Origin of the sequence: Vagococcus fluvialis (assembly GCF_048815235.1) — a bacterium.
Lineage (GTDB): Bacteria > Bacillota > Bacilli > Lactobacillales > Vagococcaceae > Vagococcus.
The window spans coordinates 234,283-258,867 of record NZ_JBMEAO010000001.1; the positions used below are offsets into that span (position 1 = coordinate 234,283).

18 protein-coding genes are annotated in these 24,585 nt (G+C 31.7%); 4 read left to right on the forward strand and 14 right to left on the reverse strand.

Annotated features, from left to right (window positions below):
- The first annotated feature begins 60 nt into the window (after positions 1–60).
- Positions 61–1,443, forward strand: coding sequence for an LPXTG cell wall anchor domain-containing protein (locus ACODH8_RS01030; protein ID WP_420517455.1), 1,383 nt, complete (start codon positions 61–63; stop codon positions 1,441–1,443).
- A gap of 36 nt (positions 1,444–1,479) precedes the next feature.
- Here the strand turns inward: ACODH8_RS01030 and ACODH8_RS01035 are convergent, their stop codons facing one another.
- The 11 genes from ACODH8_RS01035 to ACODH8_RS01085 form a co-directional block, all read right to left on the reverse strand.
- Positions 1,480–2,661 carry an iron-containing alcohol dehydrogenase gene (locus ACODH8_RS01035; protein WP_332464992.1) on the reverse strand — a complete coding sequence of 394 codons (1,182 nt, stop codon included), beginning with the start codon at positions 2,659–2,661 and terminating at the stop codon, positions 1,480–1,482.
- A gap of 46 nt (positions 2,662–2,707) precedes the next feature.
- Complete coding sequence (locus ACODH8_RS01040; protein ID WP_332464993.1) at positions 2,708–3,571, reverse strand: DUF2877 domain-containing protein; 864 nt, start codon at positions 3,569–3,571, stop codon at positions 2,708–2,710.
- 15 nt (positions 3,572–3,586) lie between these two features.
- Positions 3,587–5,347 carry a DNA helicase RecQ gene (gene recQ / locus ACODH8_RS01045; RefSeq protein WP_332464994.1) on the reverse strand — a complete coding sequence of 587 codons (1,761 nt, stop codon included), beginning with the start codon at positions 5,345–5,347 and terminating at the stop codon, positions 3,587–3,589.
- A gap of 105 nt (positions 5,348–5,452) precedes the next feature.
- Entirely contained in the window at positions 5,453–6,088 is a 636-nt protein-coding gene (locus ACODH8_RS01050) for a trimeric intracellular cation channel family protein (RefSeq protein WP_332464995.1), read from the reverse strand.
- Positions 6,089–6,302: 214 nt separating this feature from the next.
- Entirely contained in the window at positions 6,303–7,622 is a 1,320-nt protein-coding gene (locus ACODH8_RS01055) for a uracil-xanthine permease family protein (RefSeq protein ID WP_332464996.1), read from the reverse strand.
- A 15-nt stretch (positions 7,623–7,637) separates the two neighbouring features.
- Positions 7,638–8,990 carry a guanine deaminase gene (guaD, locus tag ACODH8_RS01060; protein ID WP_332464997.1) on the reverse strand — a complete coding sequence of 451 codons (1,353 nt, stop codon included), beginning with the start codon at positions 8,988–8,990 and terminating at the stop codon, positions 7,638–7,640.
- A 130-nt stretch (positions 8,991–9,120) separates the two neighbouring features.
- Positions 9,121–10,293 carry a class C sortase gene (locus ACODH8_RS01065; RefSeq protein ID WP_332464998.1) on the reverse strand — a complete coding sequence of 391 codons (1,173 nt, stop codon included), beginning with the start codon at positions 10,291–10,293 and terminating at the stop codon, positions 9,121–9,123.
- Positions 10,294–11,460, reverse strand: coding sequence for a class C sortase (locus tag ACODH8_RS01070; RefSeq protein ID WP_332464999.1), 1,167 nt, complete (start codon positions 11,458–11,460; stop codon positions 10,294–10,296).
- Between the two features lie 67 nt (positions 11,461–11,527).
- Positions 11,528–13,132, reverse strand: a complete 1,605-nt coding sequence (locus ACODH8_RS01075) for a SpaH/EbpB family LPXTG-anchored major pilin (protein ID WP_332465000.1) — start codon at positions 13,130–13,132, stop codon at positions 11,528–11,530.
- A complete protein-coding gene (locus tag ACODH8_RS01080) occupies positions 13,125–14,201 on the reverse strand; it encodes a SpaA isopeptide-forming pilin-related protein (RefSeq protein WP_332465001.1) in 1,077 nt (358 codons plus the stop codon). Before ACODH8_RS01080 ends, ACODH8_RS01075 begins: the two co-directional genes overlap by 8 nt.
- Positions 14,202–16,916: a SpaA isopeptide-forming pilin-related protein gene (locus ACODH8_RS01085; RefSeq protein WP_332465027.1), complete on the reverse strand. Its 2,715-nt coding sequence runs from the start codon at positions 16,914–16,916 to the stop codon at positions 14,202–14,204.
- Between the two features lie 322 nt (positions 16,917–17,238).
- Here ACODH8_RS01085 and ACODH8_RS01090 point away from each other — a divergent pair, with 322 nt between their 5' ends.
- Positions 17,239–18,618 carry an HTH domain-containing protein gene (locus tag ACODH8_RS01090; RefSeq protein WP_332525805.1) on the forward strand — a complete coding sequence of 460 codons (1,380 nt, stop codon included), beginning with the start codon at positions 17,239–17,241 and terminating at the stop codon, positions 18,616–18,618.
- A 53-nt stretch (positions 18,619–18,671) separates the two neighbouring features.
- Entirely contained in the window at positions 18,672–20,096 is a 1,425-nt protein-coding gene (locus ACODH8_RS01095) for a helix-turn-helix domain-containing protein (RefSeq protein WP_332465003.1), read from the forward strand.
- Positions 20,097–20,173: 77 nt separating this feature from the next.
- On the opposite strand, the gene ACODH8_RS01100 is transcribed toward ACODH8_RS01095, so the two are convergent.
- From ACODH8_RS01100 to ACODH8_RS01110, 3 genes are all read right to left on the reverse strand, one after another.
- The gene (locus ACODH8_RS01100) at positions 20,174–21,112 is read right to left on the reverse strand and encodes a 2-dehydropantoate 2-reductase (protein ID WP_332465004.1); all 939 of its coding nucleotides are present in this window, start codon (positions 21,110–21,112) and stop codon (positions 20,174–20,176) included.
- 38 nt (positions 21,113–21,150) lie between these two features.
- Positions 21,151–22,203 carry a PTS sugar transporter subunit IIC gene (locus ACODH8_RS01105; RefSeq protein ID WP_332465005.1) on the reverse strand — a complete coding sequence of 351 codons (1,053 nt, stop codon included), beginning with the start codon at positions 22,201–22,203 and terminating at the stop codon, positions 21,151–21,153.
- 382 nt (positions 22,204–22,585) lie between these two features.
- A complete protein-coding gene (locus ACODH8_RS01110) occupies positions 22,586–23,527 on the reverse strand; it encodes a 2-dehydropantoate 2-reductase (protein WP_332465006.1) in 942 nt (313 codons plus the stop codon).
- 151 nt (positions 23,528–23,678) lie between these two features.
- Here ACODH8_RS01110 and ACODH8_RS01115 point away from each other — a divergent pair, with 151 nt between their 5' ends.
- Complete coding sequence (locus ACODH8_RS01115; protein WP_332465007.1) at positions 23,679–24,575, forward strand: LysR family transcriptional regulator; 897 nt, start codon at positions 23,679–23,681, stop codon at positions 24,573–24,575.
- Positions 24,576–24,585 lie beyond the last annotated feature (10 nt).

The window sequence follows — 24,585 nt, forward strand, 5'->3', positions numbered from 1 at the left end:
ATTGATTTTAATGTATAATAGATACGAGTGAGATGACTTTTTATTAAAGGAGCGATATTTATGAAAAAACAAACATTAAGAATTACTTTATTTACGCTAATGTGTGTTCCCTTCCTAATGGCTGGACAAGCTGTTTCTGCAGCTGACAATACAATGAGCACTTCAAGTTCAATCAGTGAAGAAGTCGCTAGTGAAGACACAACAACTTCTTCGGAAGAAAAAACGGCAACAACAACTGAAACAAACGAGATGAAAAAAGAAACAATTAAACCTAGCACTAGAGAAACAAAAGACCTTGAATTAGATAAAGTTGAAATCAAATTAGATTCAACAACTATTAAAGGTAAAGTGAAAGAAACTGGTGAGTTAAAACTTAACGCTAAACAAGATGACATATTTAAAGACGTTGAGAAAATTACAGGTACGTTTGAAGAAGTCAAAAATGACTTTATCACACTTGATAAAGATGGTAAGTGGACAGCTCTAAAACCTGTTGAAGCTAAGAAAACAACTTTAAAATTCACTCTTAGTCAAGAAACACAAGATAAGTTAAAAAACGATTATCCTGATGCAGACTTTTCAAAACCTTTTAAAACAGAAGAAGTAACTTATTCTATTGAAGAAAACAAAGGTGAGGAAGCTGACGTTCAACTTGAAATCGTTGGCGGGCAACTAAAAACTGTTGAAGGACAACTTAAAGTTAAAGTAAAGGATGGCCAAGAATTAACTGGTTCATTTAAACCATTAACTGACAAAGAACCTATGACATTAAAAGAAGATGGAACTTATGTAATTGGTGAGAAAAAACGTTACGAAGTATTAAATGAAAAAGTAACTTTCATTTTAAGTGACGACTCACAAAAAGTTTTATCTAATTTAGAAGCAAATAAAGGTAAAGAAGTAGCTAAAGAGCAAGAAGTCGTTGTGACTAAACGTGCTCAAAAAGACATTACTGTTACATTCAAAAATAAAGGAATCAACACTCAAATAGGTGGTAAAGGTCGTTTATTACCAAATGATACAATTGAAAGTATTAAAATGGACGAAACAGAAATGAAAGATTTAAGATTTAAACCTTTAAATAATAATGATTTCTTAACAATTGACGAACTTGGAAATTGGGAAGCTAAAAAATCTGGAAACGGACCATTATATCCTGCTGTTATCTTAAGTGATACAACAATGAAAAAATTAGAAGCTGCTTTTCCTGAAAACGACTTAAACGTTGTTGGTGAAAAAGTTGATGTTAATATCAGCCAATCTGGTGGAAACAATGGCGGCGGTACAAACAATAAAAAATACGAACCTGTAAGCAACTTACCGCAAACAGGCGAAGAAAAAATGAAATTTGCTGGCGTTATTGGTTTAGTTGTCATTGGACTAGCTGCAGTTCTTTTCTTCTTCAAAAAGAAAAATTCAAATGACTCTTCAGACGAAGAATAACAAAAAAAGAAGCTAATTAGCTTCTTTTTTTATTGATTAAATTTTAAATTCTGTTAAAGATTCTTTCAAGATACTCCAAACATCCTCTTTATTAAGCGGTACGTATGTATCTACATTTAAAGCTTTATGCTTTATTGCCATTTCTGACATTTCTTCTAACAGACTGTCATCAATTCCAACCTCACCAAGAGTCATAGGAACTCCCCAAGATACAAAATGATCATAGACCGCTTGAATTGCTTTTTTTGCTGTATCCATCGGATTTTTTTCTAACTCTAAATCAAATACTCTATGACCAAATTGAGCAAACTTATCTGCTGTCGTTTCATTAAGGACATGTTTCATCCATCTCGGTGTAATAATCGCTAATCCAATCCCGTGAGTAATATCATAATAAGCACTTAATTCATGCTCGATTCCATGACAAGACCAACCGCCTGCTTTACCTGAACCAGTTAGACCATTTAAAGCAAGTGAACTAGCCCACATCAAATTAGAACGAGCCCCTTTATGTTCTGGATTCTCTAAAGCAATTGGGGTGTAATGATACACCGTTCTCATTAGACCTTCTGCCATTCCATCTTGAACCATTGTGTCTTCTGTTTGATTAAAATAGTTTTCAAATAGATGACTTAATATATCAGCTGATCCAGCTTTTGTTTGATACTCTGGTACAGAGTACGTATAGGTTGGATCTAAAAATGAAGCTTTTGGAATAACATGACGCGAATGGAAACTTAACTTTTCTTTTGTTTCAAGATTGGTAATAACTGAACCACCATTCATTTCAGAACCTGTTGCCGCAATAGTCAAAACAGTTACTAATGGTAGAGCTTCACTTACTAACCTAGAGTCACTTGTAAAGTCCCATGGATTGCCGTCATAAAAACGTGCTGCAGCAATAGCTTTAGCACAATCAATTGTCGAGCCTCCGCCCACTGCTAACACAACATCAACATCATGCTTGTGACACAATTGCGCTCCTTTAATGACTGTCTCTATACGAGGATTTGGCTCCACACCTGCTAATTCAAAAATATTAAACTCTGACTCCATTTGAGACATTAGGTTATCATACAAACCATTACGTTTAATACTCCCACCACCGTAGACTAGTAAAACATTTTTTCCTTCTTCTTTTAGAGTTCGATTTAATTTACTTAATTGACCTTCACCAAAATAAATAGTAGTTGGTACTTGAAAAATAAAATTATTCATCAATTTATCTCCTCTCTTTTTTACTATCATACCACTTTTATTGTGATTATATAACAACCATTCTTAAACCAATTAAAATCCCTGCTAAAATGTCACTTCCAGAAGACGAACCAATTGTTAAAACTACTTTCATTAATCCTATTATCTCCTCTAAAGATTTCCCTTCATAAAAGGCCGATAAGACATTTAAAATCGGAAGTAAACTTTTCCCTTCTAAAGATAGTTGAAGTTGATTTTGACTAACAAAATTAGTCCCTTCTTTTAATTCAGATACAACTTCATTAAATCGTTCTTGAATTACGTGATTAGGAAAACTTTGCGTATTTATCACTAATGATAATCCAGTCAAAACATCATCCCCAGATGGTGTTAAGCCATGTCCTAGACCTACTAATGCTGAGATTTCCTTAAACATAAGATGCCAATTTTCTGTAAGCATATATTCTATCAAATGATTACTTTTTTCAGTGAGCCATTGATGAACGATTTTTTCCATGTCATTTGGAAATGTTTTTCGGTAAAATCCAACGGTGTCTAAATGTGATAATAAATAGTCGTGAGAGTGATTGATATTTTCTAATAAATTAATTGGTAAGTCATCAGGAAAATGTATTATCTCTAATGAAAATACTGGGCTTGATTCAAAATTGACTGAGTTCGTATTGAATTGCAAGTTTCCCTCTTGATTCAAAAATACTTTTTGTCCAACTAAAAGATTTAATTCCTTAAAGTCTTCAGTACTCATCCTAATTTGTTTTGGCCCATAAAAAATGTCAGGAGTTACTAGTGTGAATAACTCACCTGTTTGTGTCTTCACATTACAACTTCTATCAAACACACTGTGAATCAAGCCATTATTAATAGTAGAATAAATATCCTCTGAACACTCTGTAGCTACTAATAAACTCATCAAATTTCCCCTTCTCTATTCTGATTCGTTATATGCTTTTATGGCCTCCATAAAGATTGAGCCATATTGATCTAATTTATTTTGTCCAACACCTTTAATTTGAAGAAATTCTAAAGAATTCTTTGGCTGTTTTTCAACAAATTCTTGTAAAGTTTTATCAGAAAAAATAACATATGGTGGTAAGTTTTTTTCGTCAGCTAAATCAGATCTGATTTCTCTTAACACATTAAATAGTTTGTCATCCTGAACAATTTTCTTAACAACTAATTGTTTACGAGTGACTTTTTTCTTCCCTAAAAGAACATCAATTCCTGTTGGTGATAATGAGAGTAATGGAAACTGTCCTTTTGATGGTATTAATAATTCTGAAGCTGTTAAAAAATCAATAAGTTGAACAATTTCTTTTTGGCTCCACTCTTTCATAATGCCATAAGTTGATAATTCATTAAAACGCCATTGTAAAACTTTTTGGTCTTTTGACCCTGTCAGGACTTTTCCTACTAAAGCTTTACCAAACTTTTCATTCATTCGTTTCACACATGAGAGAACTTTTTGAGCATCCACTGTAATATCCACTGATTCTCTCTCATCTAAACAGTTACTACACTTACCACACTCAAGTCCATCTTCACCAAAATACTTTAAAATATAACGTTGTAAACACATCTCTGTATGAGCATATTGACTCATCTCTCTTAATTTTAAGTATTCATTTTGTTGATACTCAATAGCACCCTCAGATTGCTCAATAAAATACTGTTGAATTTGCGCATCCTGAGCACTATACAGTAGCACCGCCTCACTAGGTAAGCCATCTCGGCCTGCTCGACCTGCTTCTTGATAATAAGATTCTAAATTACCAGGCATTTGGGCATGTAAAACAAAACGGACATTACTTTTATTAATCCCCATACCAAAAGCATTCGTAGCCACCATCACTTCGATTCGGTCAAAAGAAAAAGCTTCTTGATTTTTAGAACGTTCTATTTCAGTCATACCACCATGATACATCCCACAAGAAATACCACTGTGCTGAATTAATCGGTAAATTCGTTCGACTTCTTTTCTTGTACTGGCATAAATAATTCCCGACTGACCTTTATTTGTTTTTAAGTACTCTAATAAATAGACATCTGTTTGATCTTTCATCACTTGAAATGATAAATTTTCTCGTGCAAAACCTGTCTGAACCACATTGTTTTCTGGAATTGCTAATAAATCACAAATATCTTTTGCTACTTCTGGAGTAGCTGTAGCTGTTAATGCTATGATTCTTGGTCTTGGTAAAAATGATTGAATCGTTTGCGCTAATTTCAAATAGCTTGGACGAAAATCATGTCCCCATTGAGAAATACAATGAGCCTCATCTACTGCAATTAAATCCACTTGGACATGTCGTAGTAATTCCATAAAGTCAGCTGTTTCTAAACGTTCTGGAGCTACATAAAGTAATTTAACTTCTCCCCTTGCTGCTTCACCTAATCTCTTTTGAATTTCTTGATAGTTAAGTGTGCTGTTAACGTAAGAAGCAGCAACTCCCATGTCATTTAAAGCATCTACTTGGTCTTTCATTAATGATATTAACGGGGAAACAACTACTGTTAAACCAGAGAAAACTAAAGCTGGTAACTGATAACAAATAGATTTTCCGCCACCTGTTGGCATAATACCTAAACAATCTTGATCGGTCATGATATGTTGAATAATTTTTTCTTGTCCTGGTCTAAAGGACTGATACCCAAATGTTTCTTCTAATATATTTAATAATTGATTCATTTAATCCCTCTTCTTCCACAACTATTATAACTGAATATTGGTTAAACTTCCTAGGCAAATAAAAAGAATGGCTCGAAAGCCATTCTTTTTATCTATTTATTCTTCTTATTCTTTTTCAATAATTGAATTGACTGGTGTGATGTCCGCTTTTTTAATAAAATACGATTTTTTTGGTAAATTCCAATTATAAGTTAAACCAACCAGTCTTAAAATTATTGTCAATGCGACAATAATTAAATAAAAACTAGGATGGACTGGCGTTGTAAAATAAATGACAACAGCAATTAGGATAGACCAACTACCATATACTTCTGCACAAAGTACACTTGGCTTTTTCCCTGCTAGTAAATCTCTAATAACACCGCCACCTGTACCTGTAAGTATAGCCGCTAAGACTGCTGGTCCAAGTTGATGGAATGTTTCTAAGCCATAAAGGGCACCTGAAATACTAAATGCTGCTAAACCAATTGCATCTGAAATAATCTCTAGTTTTTTCCATCTTGTCGACACATTTGGAAATAAATAAACCAAAAAGATTGTCCCGAATGCGACATAAAAAAGATTGGTTTGTTCCCAAAAAATTGACATAGGTAAATCTAACATAATGTTTCTTAAAACACCACCACCAAAAGCTGTTACAAAACCTAATACAGTAATACCTAACATATCATAGTTTTCTTCTATCGCAACAATTGCTCCTGATAACGCAAAAGCAACTGTCCCTATAATACTAGTTACCATTAAAATATCCACCTTGACCACCTCAACCAACATTTATCTTTACATTATTTTACTAATGATTTATCAAATTATCGTCATATTTACAACTGACTTTAAATCTTCCAGATTATAATTTAGCAGATAACAGCGTCAAATGTCTAGTTAAAAATCTCAAATAAAAAAACAAAAAAATCAAGGTATCCAAAAATAGAATACCCTGATTTATTACACGAAACTATATTGCTTCACTTGGTAAAATTTTATTTAAAACCATTGCTGCAATCGAAGCTGTTGCAATAGGTGAACTAAATAAATATTGTAAAAAATTAGGTAATGTTTGAATGAATTCTTGAGGAATTAAAATCAATCCTAAAGCAATAATCATTGGGATAGAAATAACATACATTTCTTTCTCACCAATCGTCACTTCTTTGATAACTTGCATACCACTAATAGCAATTATCCCACAAACAACAACGAACACACCACCGATAACAGCAGATGGAATTGATGATATCAATGTAGCTAGTTTACCAGAGAAACCAAAGACGATAAACCATACACCAGCCGCAGCAAACACTCGACGACTAGCGACACCCGTAATCGTAATAATACCTGCATTAGTCGAATAACCAGTAACTGGTGTTGAACCAACTAGAGCTGAGATTAAACAACTAATTCCCTCACCAATAACCCCTTTATTAATCGTTTCATCAGTCAAAGGCTTTTCAGTTACATTACTAATCGCAAACCATGTACCAGTTGTTTCAGCTAGTAAGACCATATAAATAATAATCATCGTTACAATAGATGATACTTCAAATGATAGACCATCTCCCATAAAAGCTATTTTTGGCAAAGAAAATAAAGAAGCATCTTTAACTGCACTTAAATCAAGAACACCAATCATTTCAGCTGTTAAACAACCTACTAATAAGGCCATAATCACAGATGATACTCTGAACCAACGACCTTTATTTGGAAACTTAGAGCCTATCATCGTACATACAATTAATGTAATTGACGTAATTGAAGCTAATAATAAATTATCAGAAATCTCTCCTGGTGCACCAAACACATTGCTTGTTAATGCTGTAGGCATAAGAGATAAACCAACCACATAAATAATCGTTCCTCCAACAATCGGTGGGACAAGATAATTAACTAGTTTATGAAATGTTCCTGTTAGACCAAGAAGAATAACAACAATCGCTCCAATTAAACTCGCTCCAAGGACAGTTCCCCAACCATTCCCTCCTGCTTCATTAGCAAAATAAATACCGGCAATTGCACCAATTGGTATAAAAGATGGACCTTGCGCAATAGGTATTTTCATAAAAACAAAAGTTTGAATGATTGTTCCAATTCCTGCTGCTAGAAATGTTGCTTGAATTAAGCTAGCACTAGCTTCTGTTGATAAACCAATAGCTGTTGCAATAATGAATGGCACCACATAAACGTCCATGGCCAACACATGTTGAATTCCTAATAATAGTGATTGCGATAATGATAACGGCTCATCTACCCCAACTGTTAAACGACTTTTTTGACTCATTTTATAGTTCTCCCCTTATTGTTTATAAACTAATTGATCTTGAACCCAAACTTCCCTTATTTGTTCTGGCTTCATTAAATAAATTAACTTTTGAAATGTTTCTTCTAGTAATTCTTCTTCAAATATAGGTAAATGTTTGCTAGAAACCACCTGTACATCCCAAGCAAAACCTTCTTCTAATTTACCGATTGGCAGAGATAAAGATTGACCACCACCGGCTGTTGCTAAATAAAAAGCTTCATTCAATGTTATATTACTCTCTTTAATACCTCTTTTTTCAGATGTTATTTCGTTATTAACACCGTCATTCAACATTCTTGAAGACATAACCGCTTGTTTGATATTATCGTAAAGACTCGGTGAGAAACCTCCTGAAATATCTGTTCCTAATCCGACATCCACCTGATAGTCATGAAGTAACTGTTTGACGCGCGTCACAGCATTGCCAAAATAAGCATTGGAAATAGGACAATGAGCTACTGCCGTTCCAGTTTCTCTAAATAAGGCTGCATCTGCTTCTGATAAAAAACCACAATGAGCCATTACAGATTTTTCAGTTAATAAGCCAAACTTATTTAAACTCGCTGTATCACTTTCTCCAAATCGATCTAAAACAAACTGGTGAGCCCAATCACTTTCACTACAATGTGATTGAATATGCACGTCATGTTTATGGGCTAATGCTCCTAATCCTTCTAGACCTGCATCTGTACAACTTGGAATAAATCTTGGTGTGACAACTGGATACACACCTTGTTTAGTTTGTTTGGACATTTCCTTTACTTCTTCAATAAATTTTTCCGTTTCTATTAGAGCTTTTTCAGTTGTTTCATCTCTATAAAAGTCAGGATTTTGTTCTTTATCATCCATTACAACTTTTCCAACTAGTCCGCGTTGACCTTTTGCTGCACAAATTTCAGCTAATTTTAAATTGGCCTCTTTATGAATCGTTCCAAAATATAAGACGGTCGTTGTTCCTAAAGAAAGTAAGTTATCTACTAAGTCTGTGTAAACTCTCTCAGCAAAGTCGATATTGCTATATTTAGCTTCTAACGGAAACGTATACGTATTTAACCAATCATATAATGGTTTATCTAATGCTAAACCTGATTGCGGCCACTGCGGTGCATGAACGTGTAAATCAATAAAACCTGGTAGTAAATATTCATCTTGTGCTAGTTCTTGAAATTTATTTGTTTCTTGATAGTGTGTTAATACTTTTTTATAACTCTCTTCCTTAGGTGAAATAACTTGTTCAATCATTCCCTCTTTGCTTAAACAAAAAAGATTATCTTCTAAAATAGATACATCTTGAATAGACTTACTTGTAAAAGCTGTTCCTTTTACAACTCTCTCAAAACCGAACATTAAAATACCTTCTTTCGTAATTGTATGGATATAATATCAGTTTTAACCAAGATATGCTACTATTTTTTTAAAATAAATTTACTTCTTATCCTTTTTTAAGAATCTTAAAATTACAAAAAAAGCCTAGATTTTATCTAGACTTTTCCCTTTTAAATTGTTTTTTGATTGTTAAAGTTAAACGTTTTTTACGTTGCTTCGTTGTAACAGTTTCGTTTCTTACTTTTAACCAAGTCATTTGAGTTTCTTTCAATTTCTTAATACCAAAATCACTTAGTTTGTCAGTTGGTTGCTTTCTAAGAGCTAGTGTATAAACATCCCCTGGTAAATGATTAATTTTTACTTTTCCTTTTTCATTACTAGTTGAAACAAATAAGTCTCCATCTCTGTTTAAAGCCTTTTTCTTACCTTTACGGAAAATAATAAACTCTTCATTAGTCAACGGCTGATTCTTTTTATCTTTTACAAAGAAAATAAAATCATATCTTCTTCTAAATAATACATATTTTTTTATTAGCTTCATTAAAAGAATGACTAAACCAAGTAACCCTAGAAGAATAGCTACTAATAAGCCAATTTCTTTCCAAGTCTGTTTCTGTTGGCTTGACTTTACTTCTTTCTTTATGGCATCAGAAATCTCAGTTCGTTTGCCAGTTACAATTAATCGATGACTGTTGATCATATAAGGTGTACAAGTCAATAAAGAAACCAAATCTTCTTCTGGATTCAACTTAATAACATCTGTTTCCTCTGGTTTAACTGTTCGAGCTTCAATAACTTCGTAGGCTAATGTTTTTCCTAATGAATCTACTAAGAAAACATCTCCTTTTTCTAGTTTATCCAAGTTCCTAAAGAGTTCTCTTTCTGCTAATCCTCTATGAGCAGAAATAACCGAATGGCTTCCTTTTTCACCTGTTGGCATAGATGTTCCTTGAAGAACGCCTGCACCATTTTCTAATATTTGATTAGTCAATGTATTATAAAGTGGAATGGTCATATTAATTTTAGGTATTGTCACTGTTCCTATTAAATGCTTTTTCAAATCTAAACTTTGGTTATCTACTTTACTTGCATCGAACGGATCGTGATTAATAACCAAACCATTAACTTTTATAGCTTCATTTTTTTGTATCATTTCTTTTTCTAAGCTACTACGTTCTTCTTCATTTCTCTGTTTCATCTCTTTAAGACGGTATTGGTCAACAACATAATTAATACCATTGCTGTAGAATGGATAGGTAAAAATGAGACCACCAATTGTAAAAAGAAGAACTAAGATGATTTGCTGTATTTTCTTTTTACTCATTTACTTTTTCTTCCTCTTACTTGTTTTAATTCTCCAAGAATCACTACTTGTTTTACCCAAGCTTACTTCAAATAACTCATTTTTATATTTCTTGACCCAACATTTAATTTCTAATGGTTTCTTTACCTCATTTTTAGGGATTAGCCAATATTTATTGCCATATAATCCTTTTAAAATCACTTTCCCTTTATCATTTGTCGTTACAGTCATCTCTTTTTTATTTTGTTTGATAGAGTGACGTTTTGATTTATCCATCACCATAAACGTCAGATTTTTTTGTGGTTTGCCATTTTTTAGTACTGTAAAGCTTAAACGGTATTTTCTTTTCATTATCTGATAGTTAATAAATTGACGGTAAATAACAAATGCCATGAGTAACAACAGTAAAGCAATTAAAACAAGGTAAAATACTAACCAAAATTTATTCTTTTTATCAATAGCCTGTTCAACTTTTTTGACTGCTTGATAATCGATAGGTATTCTTTCACCTCTAACTAATAATCGATGCGTATTAACCATGTAAGGAGTACACGTGACTAAGGTTAAATAATCTTTTCCTTCTACGATTTTTAAATCATCTAATTCAGTCGGTAAAACTACTTTTAGTTGATCAACTTTGTAAGCTAAGGTCTCTCCTAGTACATTGATATAAAAAACATCACCTTCAACAATATCCTTTAAATCAGTTAACAATTTTTTATTAGGTAATCCTGTATGACCTGTTAAAACCGAATGCGTTCCCTTCCCACCAGATGGGTAAGAAGAACCTGGTAATAACGTAATACCTTCTTGTAAAAAAGAAGGGGTGGTTGTATCAAAGATTGGTAACTGAGCGTTAATTTTTGGAATACTAATGGAGCCAATTAAATGGTCCTTAATTTCTTCTGAGCTTAATCGACTACTTGACTCGACTTCATCATAAATATCTTCTTGTAATTTCATCCCTAAATGAGGATTCTTTTTAATTTCTTCCTCACGTTCTTTTTTCTTTGCTAATTGTTTTGCTTCTTCCGTTTTTGTTTGCTTAGTCATCGTTTCAATTCGATGCTTATCAACTTGCGTATTAATAATATTAGCAACAAAGGGATACATAAATATTAGCGCACCTAAAACGAATGTTGTCGTTATAGCTAATTTCAACCAAATGCTCACTTTATCTGATTTCAATCCGCCACCTCCTTTTTAAAAGATTAAAAAAGACTGAAACACTTTGTCCAGTCTTTTAATTTAATTTTTAAACTTCTGCTTCTACTTGTGTACGACGGTACCATACTAAAGCACCTACCATTAACACACTACCTGCTACTAAGAACATATAGATACCATTACCACCAGTTGATGGTAACAAACCTTTTTTAATGTTTGTAATTGGCAATTCTGTTGTTCCAAACTCACCTTTTGTTACATTAAACTTAATTGGTGCGTCTAATAAAGCATAACCTTCTGGTGCTTTTGTTTCCTTAACTGCGTAAGAAACACCTTCTGCTAATTTTTCAGAGTACTCTAAACCTTTGATTTCAAAAGTCCCTTTGTCATTTGAAGTATATACTTTAGCATCTGCGTTTCCTGATGACCAAGTGTATTTACCATCTTTGTAATTAGCATATTCTAAAATGTTACCCTCTTTATCAACTTTTACTAAGTTAAATTCAGCACCAGTTAATGTTTTACCAGATTTGTCATCTACTTTGATGAATTTTTTTCCACCAGTAAAGACTTCTTCTCCCGTTACAGGATTTTCAGGCGTACCTGGTTCTTTTGGATCTGTTGGTTTTTCTGGCTTTTCAGTTGTTGGTTTTTCTGGCTCTGTCGGGTACCCAGGCTCAGGAGTTGTTGGCCATTTTGGTTTATCATCTGCATTTGTGATAGTTCCAATTTCAACATAAGCTTTATTGTTAATTCCTGTATCAATTTTTACATCTTCTGTTAGTTTAGCTTGGTAATTAATTGAAATTCGTTTACCAGCTAATTTTCTTACAGCTTCTGATTCAGTGTTAAAATACACCACATAACCACGAGTTGAAGCGTCAGTATAAATAATATAGTCTGTTCCTTTTGTTAATCCATCAATAGTGATAGTATCTTTAAGAACGATCATTCCTTCATTAGGTGTATCGGTAACTCTGTAAAAATCTTTATCTGCAATATTCCAAGGAACTAAAGCTGAAATACTGTATCCAAACTCTTGACCTACTTCTACATTATAGACTTTCTCATTTCCAATTGTCACTTCTAAAGCTTTCTTAGAAGCATCATCTAAACCTTTGTCAATTAGCTTTTCACGTTCATTTTTTGGATAAACATGAATGTTTGTATTAATCACATTTGATTTATTGGCATCTGTATAAAGAGGCATTGTAATAACAATTGGTGCTGCTTTTTCTTTAATATCTGTTGGTGAATTGGTTTCTACAAATAAATAAGTCGCATATTTGTCATTCTTTTTAATATCTAATCCTGAAAATGTTGCAACACCTTCATTATTTGTTGTTTGTGATGACATTTTTGTCGCATAGTTAGGTGCATATGATGCTTTTTCTGCATCACTTATAATTGTTGCTGTTGCTTCTTCTGGTGTAGATGCTTTTACTAATTCTAAATATTTTGCTGATACATCGTAAACTTCAAAAGTTACACCAGCTAATGCTTTTCCACCAAAATCGACTTCTTCACCTGTGTTGACAGTATCTTTTGGTTTTTCTCCTGATTCAAAAACACGTTTATGTACGTTTACTGTTACTTTCTCAGCCTCAGCTGCGTTAACTGTTCCCATAAAACCTAATAATACTGGAAACATTAAAACGATTGTAGATAATAATTTAACTAATTTCTTATTCATTTTCTTTTCTCCTTTTTATATAGATAAAACCTATTAATAATAATAAAAATCCAACACTTGAAAAGGCCCACTGAATTTCACCTGTTTTTGGTAAAAAACTTTCATTCTTAGGCTTTATACCACCTGTTGTGTTGTTGTTTGGTGGTTTTACTTCACTTGGTGGAACTTCATGTAATTCATTTAAAACTCTGGGTTTTCCTTCTAAGAGAGTTTCTTCTGGTAATTCTCCAGCTTGCATTGGAACCAGCTGCTCACCATTAATACTCATCTTTAATCCCTCATCATCCTCAGAAATCACAAGAGGAATTTCTCGAGATGTGTCTGAGATAAGATAATCCTTTGGTGCTTTTGTTTCTTCAAAATAATAAGTTCCAAGTTCCAATCCTAAGTCTGGTATAGTTACCAAACCATTTTCATCTGATTTAAATTGCCATGCTTCTTTTGAATTAGAAGTAACTTGCCATTCAATAGGGTCTAAACTCATTAAATATTCTTTTTGATGACTCTCATTTAGTTGATAAAAAGCAAATTCAGCATCCTTTAGCGGTTTTTGCTGGTTACCAGAACTATATTTAAAGAAATAGGGTGTTTGAATTAAAAAAACACGTTTCGTTTCAATAGTCATAGTCTCTTCCTCTAACTCATCAAAAGAAATAAAACTAGGAAATACTTGATAGAGTTCTTTGCCATTCATCCCTTCACGATCAGGTTTTTTCTGAACTAAAATGTAATACATTCGTTCTCTTTGCTCATTGTATCTTGGAAGTGACACTTCAGAAATAGTTGATGGCATGACAGTTAATTCTTCTAGTATTGAAAGCTTATTTGCTTTTAACCATTCTTTAGTTTTATTAACTGATAATTCTAATTTCATCTCTAAAGCTTTGTTATACTCTTTTTCAGAAATACCATAAATTAAAAATTCTGTTGGATGATTGCCATTATTTTCATGAATTAACTTAACTAAGACATCAGTATTAGCCCTTTGTTCTTCAGCTTCAGATTGAATTCCTACAAAGCAAGTTAATCCGACTAAAAAGCTAAATAATAGTATTAGATTTTTCTTCATTTACCTCCACCCCTTTCTACGATGATATAGAAAGTAAATGGTTAATAATAAAGAAATAATCATTAAAATACTTGCCACAATAACGAATTTCCCATGACCGAATCCACCCGTTTCTGGTAGAATTCCTGGTTCAGGAAGTTCTTCTTCATTCTTGACTAGAAGTTCAAATTGATTTAACTCTTTGTTAATCGAAAGAGAGGCAAGCCCTTTTGGAGACTTATCTAAAATCAATTCTCCAAATTTTGTCACATGAAATTCAATCGGTGTTTCTAAAACTTGATATCCTTCTGGAGCTTTCGTTTCACGTATTAGGTAGTTTCCTGTTTTTAACTGATTCATTTGGATTTCACCTAAGTTATTTGTTTTAACTGTTAAAAGTTTCTTTTCTTGATTACCAATAATTTGGACTAAATCAAACTCAGCATCTGGAAGTTGTTTCTTTCCGTCTAAGTCAGTTTTTTTCAATAATAAATTGGATTCTCGAATCACTTCAACCTCTGCTGGGGGTTTCTGGGGATTATCAGGGTCTTCTGGATTCGTAACTGTCGCTATGTTTTGTTTAATTCCTTCGGCTGTTGTTCCATTAACTTTGACATCTGCTTCAATAGTTGCTGTTTGATTTCCTAGTAATTCAGGAATAGTGACTTTAAAGGTATTGTCATTTATGCCATCCACTTTATTGCCATTTAGTGTTAAGTTACCTACAATCTCAATACCATCAGGCATTGTATCTTCAACTGTTATATTTTTAAGTAAGCTATCTTTAACTGTATTTGTCACATCAATCGTATATTTAAAGGCCTCTTCAGGCTTTAATTTTTGTTTACTTGCTTTTTTAGTGGCTTTAAATTGTCCCATCGGCGTATTGGTAACAATAAAGTTACCATCGTCTTTTTTCTCAACAGTTGATTTATAACCTGAAACTGGAGATTCTGTTATGGTGTAATCAATTAATTCTCCTTGATCATCTAAAACAGGATAATTTTTAAAGATATGATTAGTCTGTCCGTTATTAAGGGTAATTTCTTCTTGAAATTCGTTATTGGCGTATAGTTTAAAAGTGATAGCAGGATGAGGTGTTTGATCACCTTTCCATTTTTTTTCAACGGAGATATCTCTTAAATTATTCTTAACTGACGGAACAGCAAATCCTATTCCCTTTGGATTGTTATCATCGTAAATAAAGGTTGGTTGATTAGCTGGGTAAAAATGTCCGTTACGATATTCTGGTCTTAATTCAACTTGATAAGTAATACGGTATCCATTACTAGATTGTTGATCGCCAGAAAGAGTCAAATTACTAACACTTATTTTGTTACTATCCTTATTAACTATCGCATTTTTAGCATATGCATCGACTTGCCCACTTGCTACTGGTGTACTATTCAGGTTATTATCTTTTAGTTTCAACTGATAAGATGTAACCGTTTCAGGTTTCAACGTGACAAATTCACTCATCTCATCAACAATCGTTCCGTTGCTAATTGAAGCCACAGAGTTAATAATTTGAGATTGAATCTCATTAAGAACACCTTTTAAATCGGACTCAATATTGTCAGTCACATTATAAACACCATCAGGGCCAAGAGACTCTAAGACTCGTTTATTTTGCTTATCAGTTGCTTCTTTACTGATTCCAACTGAATATTTTTTTACTTTCGGATACTGTTCGTAGTTTCTCTTCGTATAAGAATACAGACTACCTAAATCTATAGCTGTCTCTAAATTTATAGGACGTCCGTAACGATCCTTATCTGTTCCGTTTCCTAAGTAAGTACTAATATTTCTATAGTGATTCAATATGTTTCGATCATAGTTGTTATAGTTATTTGTGCTAAAATTCTTGTAATACTCGTAGTTGCTACTTAAATTAAAAGTTGGTTTACCATCAGTAATAAAAATTAAAAATGTTTTTGAATCATTTCTTGAGTTTCGTAACAACTCTAAGCCAGCATCTACACCTAAAAAAGTCGGTGTTCCACTTCCGTTATTAGAATATCTACCAGGCTTATCTACTAATAAAGGATTATTTTTCATTGTGTTAATGCTATTACTATTAAAGAAATAGTTATTATTATTAAAGGCTATCTCATAGAAAGGCTGACTAGTTCCAAAAGACCCAAAAGAAGATAATCCGAATTGCACATCATACTCCTTTTCATTAAAAAAATTATTGGAGAAGTAATCAAAGGATTTTTTCAGTGCATCCCAACGAGTAGTACCATAATAATCTATTCTTTCATTCATACTAGTAGACTTATCAAAAACAAAAGCAATATCTATTTTTTCTTGCGTTTCTTTTTTCCCACTTATAACATCTAGTTGAATATCAAATACATTTGGATTTTGAGTTGGTTTGACTATTTTTTTAGTAAATACACTAGCTTGTTTCTGTTCATCACGGTATTCATGATACCCACCTTCAAATGATGACCCTTTAAGCAACTGTGTCGTCGCTGGAACCGTAGCTCCTGTTACAACATCAAGACCATGATTTGAATTAAAATCATAATTTACAACCGTATCTTGCATGTATTTATTATTATATTGATTAGTTCCATCGGTTGGATATTCAGCACCTTCTTGTCCATCTGATGTGTAACCAAAAGGATCATTGTAGAAAATTTGATTTTCTTCGAAAGCAAATGCTAAAGTTGGGTAACAACTACTAATAACAAACATAAGCGACAACAATAAGATTTTTATTTTTTTCACAGACAATCTCATTTCTCCTTTCACCTTAAATAATTTCAATCATTACAAAAAACAACTTTGTTCTATTTTTGAAGTATCTATATTCTATATCTTTTTTTATTCCTTGTTTTTTTTGAGTTTTGTAAAAAAAAATCATTTTCAGAAAAATAAGTTTCACTTTGTGAATTTACTTATTTTTTGTAAACCCTATACAAAATAGCTATTTTGAATTTTTCGTTCTTTTTGTTCGTTCATTTAATTTTAGTTATTTATAATTTTTTTTTGAAAAAAATTTTTATTAGGAAAATACACGTGCCAAAAATTAAGTTTTGAGATATGATAAATGATAGAAATATTAGAGGAAGTGTTTATTTTGATTAATATTTTAGAAGATAAAATCCGACGAAGAATAGAAATGATTGATATATTAAGCGCTTTAGAACGTGAAATCCCAATTGAAAACCTTGCTAACTCACTAGAAGTGTCTAAATCTACTATTCAAAGAGACATTGACTCCTTAAATGAGAATTTTAGCGAGTTAATTGACATTCAGTTGGAATCAAACAATGTTTCATTAAAAAAACAAAACTCAGAAAAACTTTATTACCTCCAGTACAACTTACTTAATGAATCGATCAATATTAAACTTTTAACAGAAATTTTGATCCATCCATTCTTTAAGGTAAAAGAATATGCAGATAAACTAAATACTAGTTCTTCCAATATATATAAAATGATTAAACGTATTAATATGTCATTGCTTCCTTATCAAATTGAAGTCATGAAAGTAAATAATAAATACTTCATTCAAACAGCATCAGAAATTACTCTAAGACGATTATTTACTATATACTGGGCTGAATTAAACAGTTTCAATTGTCAACAACTGACTAAACATGATAAAGAGTTTGAATCTCTAAAAAGAGACCTTCAATTAGATGTATATGAAACGATAAAACTGACTCAAATTTATTATTACTCGTTTATTTACATATCTTTAATCAGAGAAAATCAAAAATTTTATTTATGTGATACTAACCCTGAATACAATAATAATGATTTTTATTTTAAACAAGAGCGAATACTAAGTAGTTTAAGTTATTCTCCTTTTTCTAAAAATCCGTTATTTAATAGTAGAAAACTAACAAATCTCAAAGAGTTTTTAAATTCATCATATAATAACCATAAAGACGCTGACCTTTTATTTAAGTTTATTCAGATTATATACACTAACGAAATATCCGACCAGATACCTATTCATGTGTTTATTAGTAAATATCGTTCCTTTTACATTTCTTTAAAAAGACATTCGCATCTCTACTATCCTGTTAAAGAAATGATTAATCATATTTCAAACATATTGAAGGTTGATTTAGATAACTATGAAGTGTTAATCAGTTATGTATTAGTCGTTTATTTTCCAGATTTTTTAGAGTTAAACGACAAAAAAACAGTTTACATATATAGTAAACTGTCAACATCACATGCCGAATTCCTTCAAAATCAACTAGAAACTAAATTTGACACTGTTTATAATTTTATTGTTGTAAAAAACAAATATTTTATTAATGAAAACAAAAATAAGTATCTTTATATAACAAATGATAAAAGTATTGAACTAGACAATAATTTTGTTATCAATGATTATCCTAAACGCATTGACTTACTTAATCTAGAACAAAAATTAAGTAACTTTCACTACCCTGAATCAAATAAAATTTGATTCATTAACTGTTCATTGACACTTTCGTATTCTCTTGGGAAGGGGAAACAATTATGTTAAAAATTTTAGATAACTTTTCTGATCGTTTAATTAACATTTTGCATATGTTATTTAAATCAGATGGAAAATTAGCTATTGATAAAATGATTCACGAATTAGATATTTCAGAAAAAACCCTGTATGACGACTTTACTTTTATTAATGAAAACTGGGAGCATATTATTGAAATCAATATTTCAGATTCAAATGAAATTTGTGCTCCTAAAATGTCTATGAGTGCTTTTTTAGAACTCCAATCTATTATTTTATTGGATACTGTACCTGTTAAAATATTAAAGACATTATTTTATCATCCAAATGAAAAGCTAAATTATTATGTTGAGGAACTTCACTTAAGCCCCTCAACCTTATATAAATATATTCATATTCTGAATCAAGAATTAGTTAAATACGATATTGAAATTGAAAATAATCAATCGTTGTACCGAATTGTTGGAAAAAATGAATTAAGTTTAAGACGCTTTTTTACCATTCTATTTTTAGAAATATCTGGCTACTCATCAAAAATGTTTTTACGTTCTGAAAGTAACTTGCTTTTAAAACAAAGGATAGAAACACTTTATCAAGAAAACAATGAATCAATATCAACTATTCAGATTTCATTTTATGCTGATTTATATTACGTTTCTCTTCAAAGAGAGTCACAAGGTTTCTTCACACCATCTTCAGAACATTTTACTGGCAAAATTACACTGTTAACGGATGAAGAAAAAAAAAGGTTATATGACTCTGATTTATCCATTACAGAAGAGGATCTTTATCGTTTAGAGTCTTCTCTTTTATCCCTAAGATATAGTCTCAATAAGTATACTGATGAGCACTTGGAGCACACAATTCCATTATTCTTAGATAGCATATTTGAAACCTTTAAACTTGATTCAAATCCAGTGATATATAATAAAATCTTAACTTATTTAAAGGATCTTTATATTAATGATCTTTTTATAGATGTTCCTTACCACCTAATTAGTAATAAATATGCTTACTTTAGCAATGAAGCAAATAAAAATAATGCTTGGGCAGTTTCCGAGATTTCATTTCTAGTCACACACTTAACTAATAGCACCCAATCTAATTTCAATTACCACATAGATTACATTCTTTATGTTCTTATTACTAATTTACCTGAGATTATGAAGAATAGAACTAGCCAACATGTATTAATTATTAGTGATAATTCAAAAAATCATGCTGAATTTATTTGTAAAACAATTCAAACGGAATTAAATATGGAGCCTATTTCCTTTAATCATGTTGATTGTATTTATAAGGATGCTGCTTACAAAATGGATCTTAATAGCTATGAAATTATTATTACTAATTCTTTTCTCATACATCAAAAGGTTGACTCGATTCTAATTAACAGTTTCCCTTCAACTTCTGATATTGAAAAAATTAGAAACTCTCTTTTAGCATAGAAAGCTAAATTCTATGTCTATAAAATAAAAGAAGGATCCAAAAATGAGTTTTCATTTTTGAATCCTTCTTTTTCACTTTATTTCGCCCCTAATACTTGTTCTTTAGCATGTACTAACTGCGTTAAGAATGTACAATAAGGAGTTTCCACACCATAAGCAAGTCCTTTGCGCGCAATGGCTCCGTTAATGTAATCAATTTCTGTTAAACGATTACTTACGATTAAATCTTGATACATTGATGGATGATGTAATCCAATTGTTTCACGGTTATAACATGTTTTAATTTGAGCTAATACCGCAGGAATATCTAAGTCTACCCCTTCGTGTTTTCCAACAGCTGCAAACTCTTTAACGATTGTTTCTACAATAGCATCAGCTACGTCTGTTTCACCAAATCCTGCCATGTTTGAATCTAAAATCGTACATAAACCATTCATTGTTCCATTCACACAAGCTTTTTTATAAATAGAAGCTCTGATGTGTTGAGAGTATTTAGCATTTAATTCTGCTACGTTTAATACTTCAATCACTTCATTAGCAATTGCTTCATCATTTCCTAAACTTTGTAATTCTAATGAACCATTACCAAATAACGTTACTTTTCCTGGACCATCTAAACCTGCTGTCCACATTGTATTTCCTAATAAAATATTGCTTTCTGGAACATATTTTTTCACTACATCCTCGTGACCAATACCATTTAACAGACATAGAACTTGAGTTTTTTCTCCAACCATTTCTTTTAATGAATTCATCATGTTATCTAACTGCATTGCTTTTGTAAATAAAATAACTAAATCAGCAGCGAATTCTACACTTCCTAATTCATTTTGGTTGTAAATGGTCATTTCTTCTTTAATTTCTTCACCATTAAAAGTTCCCTGTAAACCATTCGTTTTAATCGCATCGATATGATCTTGCCATCCATCTACTAAAATAACGTCATTTCCTGTTTTATGTAACATATAACCAAAACGACTTCCCATGGCACCTGCGCCTGCAATAATAATATTCATCTATCATACACTCCTATAATTTAATCATTTTTATTTTTTTATCCTTGATATTTAAAGACAACGTTGCTGTCATAAAGTTTGAATACTTTTTCAAATACTATTTTTGATACTAAACCTGCTGCAATAGGAACAATAAACCAACAAACAATTAATAAAACAAAGTTAAGTCCAGCATCTAATGAAGCAAGCGGTCCTACTAAACCTACTAAACCAAATCCAGCAGAGTTAGGTGTACCTGAAATATTGAATAATGAAACTGGAATTGCTGAAATAATAGCTGTTGTTAAAATAGGTAATAAAATAATTGGGTATTTGAAAAGGTTTGGCATCATCATTTTCATACCACCTAATCCAACGGCAATCGTTACACCTGATTCATTTACTTTCCAAGAATTAATTACTAATACAACGGTCGTTGCTGCAATACCCATAGCAGCAGCTCCTGCTGATACACCATTTAATTGAATCGCTAAACCAATACCTACTGTTGTTATAGGTGAAATAATTAAAGCGGCAAATGAACATGCAATTAAGATACTCATCAACACTGGTTGGAAGTTAGTAAAGTTATTAATTACGTTACCTATTGCAACCGTAATTTGAGTAACATATGGATAAGCTAACATTCCTAATACACCAGCACCCACACCAACTACAATTGGTAAGGCAATAATTTCAACAGAACCAAACTTAGTATCAATCCATAACATCATTAACACGGCAATTGACGCTGTTAACATGATATTGATAATGTCACCTGTTCCAGCTGCAACAAAGCCACCAACTTCTGGATTAAACTTAATAACACCAGAACCAGCAAATGCTGCTCCACCAACCATCATCATTTTAGGTGGGGTTAAATCAAATTGTTTTGCAACCAGCGCTGCAATTATTAAAGGTGTTGCAATTTGAAAAATAAGTGCTGCATCAATAATTTGTTTAATAATTGTCACATCTGCAAAATATTTAAGAATTGCTCCTAATACAGCATTTGGGATTAATGCAATAATTGTCCCCTGAGCTGTACCTGCTAATAATTTATTGAAAAAAACTTTCGTTGTTAATTTAGTCGTTTCTTGTTCTTTTGACATATGTCATTCTCCTAACTTTTCATTTTTAAATTCAACAAGAGATTGAGATTTTTTTCACTTGTTAAACTAAAATAACCCTTTTTATCTATAAAGCTAACTTACTAGAATGCTGTCATCTCCGCCCCTTCGTTGCTTCTTTGTTACTACATCTATACTATATATCTATGTGAAAAAATATACAAATAATAAAAATTAATAGTATTATAGTTTTTTTTTATACATAACCCAAAACCTTGATAAAACAACGTTTGTTTTTTTCATAACTATTTTCACTTGTTGTTTTTAATGTAATTCTAATGTTCATTTTGATATACCTTTTACAACAAGTGAAATAAGTACATAAAAAAAGCTACTGAAAATTACTTTTCAGTAGCTTAATCTTTTATTTTGCGCCTAAAATTTGTTCTTTAGCATGAACTAATTGTGTTAGGAATGAACAGTAAGGTGTTTCAATACCATACTCTTTTCCCTTACGAACAATAGCACCATTAATATAATCAATTTCAGTTAAACGGTTATTAATTATTAAATCTTGATACATAGATGGATGATGTAGACCAATTGTTTCACGATTATAACAAGTCTTAATTTGAGCTAATACTTCCGGAACATTCAATGTAGCATTCTCTTTTTCAGCAACAGCTGCAAATTCAGATACAATTGATTCTACAATAGCATCTGCTACATCAGTTTCACCAAATCCTGCCATATTAGAATCTAAAATAGTACATAAACCATTCATTGTTCCATTCACACAAGCTTTTTTATAAATAGAAGATAAAATATTATCTGCGTATTTAGCATTTAAGTTACCTGAATTTAATACCTCAATGACTTCATCCGCTGCTTGTCTTCCATTTTCACCTAGATTTTGTAAATCAATTGATCCATTACCGAATAATTTTGCTTTACCTGGACCTTCTAAACCAGCTGTCCACATCGTATTTCCAAGTAAAATATTATCTAGTGGTACATAATTTTTTATAACATCTTCGTGACCAATTCCATTTAGTAAACACAATACTTTTGTCTCTTTACCTAACATGTTGTTGATTGATTGCATCATAGCATCTAGTTGCATCGCTTTTGTAAATAAAATAACTAGATCTGCATCAAATTCAACTTCTGAGGCTTTATCTTGATGATAAATACTAATATTTTCAGTTACTTCTTCACCATTAAAATTAGCTTTTAAGCCATTATTTTGGATTAAATCAATATGCTCTTGCCATCCATCAATTAAAATCACATCATGTTTTGCTTGATGTAACATTAACCCAAAACGACTTCCCATAGCTCCTGCACCTGCAATAATAATTTTCATACTTTCCACTCTCCTAATTTTTATAATAGTAAAATTAAAAACATTGAAAATAACGCGAAAACCCTTTGTTTATATGGTAAAATAGACTATAGAGGCAAAAAAATAACCAACTTTATTTTTGGTTTATAATACGAATGGACAAGGTGATTTAATGAATATTCAACAGTTAAAATATTTTATTGAAATTGCAAATACAAAAAATTTATCTGCTGCTGCACGTAATTTATTTGTAACGCAACCAACTTTATCATTAGCTTTAAAGAAAATGGAAAGTGAGTTGCGATCGTCTCTTTTCACACATAACGATACACCATTTCAGTTAACAAACACTGGCCTTTATTTATATGAGGAAGGTCAACAAATTGTTGATCAATTCGATCAGCTGATTACTGATATTCACAATATGAGTGAAAGCCCCACAGAAAAAAAGAAAAAAATAAAACTTGGTATTACCACACTATTCTCAATGCAATTTATGCAAGAGATTTCTCAATACCTAGCAACTCATCCTCATGTTGATTTAGTCATCAAACAAGATGGCTCCCCTCATCTTCAAAATTTATTAGATAAAGAGGAAATTGACATTGGATTAATTTCATTTCCAAATCTTTACCCTGAAACAATTTCAATTGAAGCTTTAGGAACGTCGACTAAAGGATACCACGTTTATGTAGTAGTCCCTGAAGAAAATCCTTTATCACAAAAAAATGAATTAACATTCAAAGATTTAGAAGGACAACGTTTTTCATCTCTAACAACTAATTTTATGTTAGGTCGACTTCTGATTGACCGTGCTGCAGATTCTGGATATAAACCAAATATTGTGTTGCATAATGATGATTTACAAGTTTTACTTCATAGTGTTAATAAAAATGAATCCATTTGTATTTTACCTATTGAATATAAAGAAGTTGGTAAAAGCGACCGTGTTAAGTGGATTCCTTTAGTTGATAAGTATGACTACTTCCCAATCGGAATCGCTTTAAGAAAAGACTATCATATTACAAAAGACATAAAAGATTTCATCGAGATTATTAAAAATAATTAATAATCTCGAT

Bases quoted from the DNA above. Each gene is read 5' to 3' on its own strand.
- ACODH8_RS01090 (WP_332525805.1), top strand. From the start codon at position 17,239: ATGATAGAAATATTAGAGGAAGTGTTTATTTTGATTAATATTTTAGAA.
- ACODH8_RS01065 (WP_332464998.1), bottom strand. From the start codon at position 10,293: ATGAGTAAAAAGAAAATACAGCAAATCATCTTAGTTCTTCTTTTTACA.
- ACODH8_RS01080 (WP_332465001.1), bottom strand. From the start codon at position 14,201: ATGAAGAAAAATCTAATACTATTATTTAGCTTTTTAGTCGGATTAACT.
- ACODH8_RS01075 (WP_332465000.1), bottom strand. From the start codon at position 13,132: ATGAATAAGAAATTAGTTAAATTATTATCTACAATCGTTTTAATGTTT.
- ACODH8_RS01055 (WP_332464996.1), bottom strand. From the start codon at position 7,622: ATGAGTCAAAAAAGTCGTTTAACAGTTGGGGTAGATGAGCCGTTATCA.
- ACODH8_RS01110 (WP_332465006.1), bottom strand. From the start codon at position 23,527: ATGAAAATTATTATTGCAGGTGCAGGAGCTATGGGAAGTCGTTTTGGG.
- guaD (WP_332464997.1), bottom strand. From the start codon at position 8,990: ATGTTCGGTTTTGAGAGAGTTGTAAAAGGAACAGCTTTTACAAGTAAG.
- ACODH8_RS01030 (WP_420517455.1), top strand. From the start codon at position 61: ATGAAAAAACAAACATTAAGAATTACTTTATTTACGCTAATGTGTGTT.
- ACODH8_RS01105 (WP_332465005.1), bottom strand. From the start codon at position 22,203: ATGTCAAAAGAACAAGAAACGACTAAATTAACAACGAAAGTTTTTTTC.
- ACODH8_RS01115 (WP_332465007.1), top strand. From the start codon at position 23,679: ATGAATATTCAACAGTTAAAATATTTTATTGAAATTGCAAATACAAAA.
- ACODH8_RS01040 (WP_332464993.1), bottom strand. From the start codon at position 3,571: ATGAGTTTATTAGTAGCTACAGAGTGTTCAGAGGATATTTATTCTACT.
- recQ (WP_332464994.1), bottom strand. From the start codon at position 5,347: ATGAATCAATTATTAAATATATTAGAAGAAACATTTGGGTATCAGTCC.
- ACODH8_RS01035 (WP_332464992.1), bottom strand. From the start codon at position 2,661: ATGAATAATTTTATTTTTCAAGTACCAACTACTATTTATTTTGGTGAA.
- ACODH8_RS01095 (WP_332465003.1), top strand. From the start codon at position 18,672: ATGTTAAAAATTTTAGATAACTTTTCTGATCGTTTAATTAACATTTTG.
- ACODH8_RS01050 (WP_332464995.1), bottom strand. From the start codon at position 6,088: ATGGTAACTAGTATTATAGGGACAGTTGCTTTTGCGTTATCAGGAGCA.
- ACODH8_RS01100 (WP_332465004.1), bottom strand. From the start codon at position 21,112: ATGAATATTATTATTGCAGGCGCAGGTGCCATGGGAAGTCGTTTTGGT.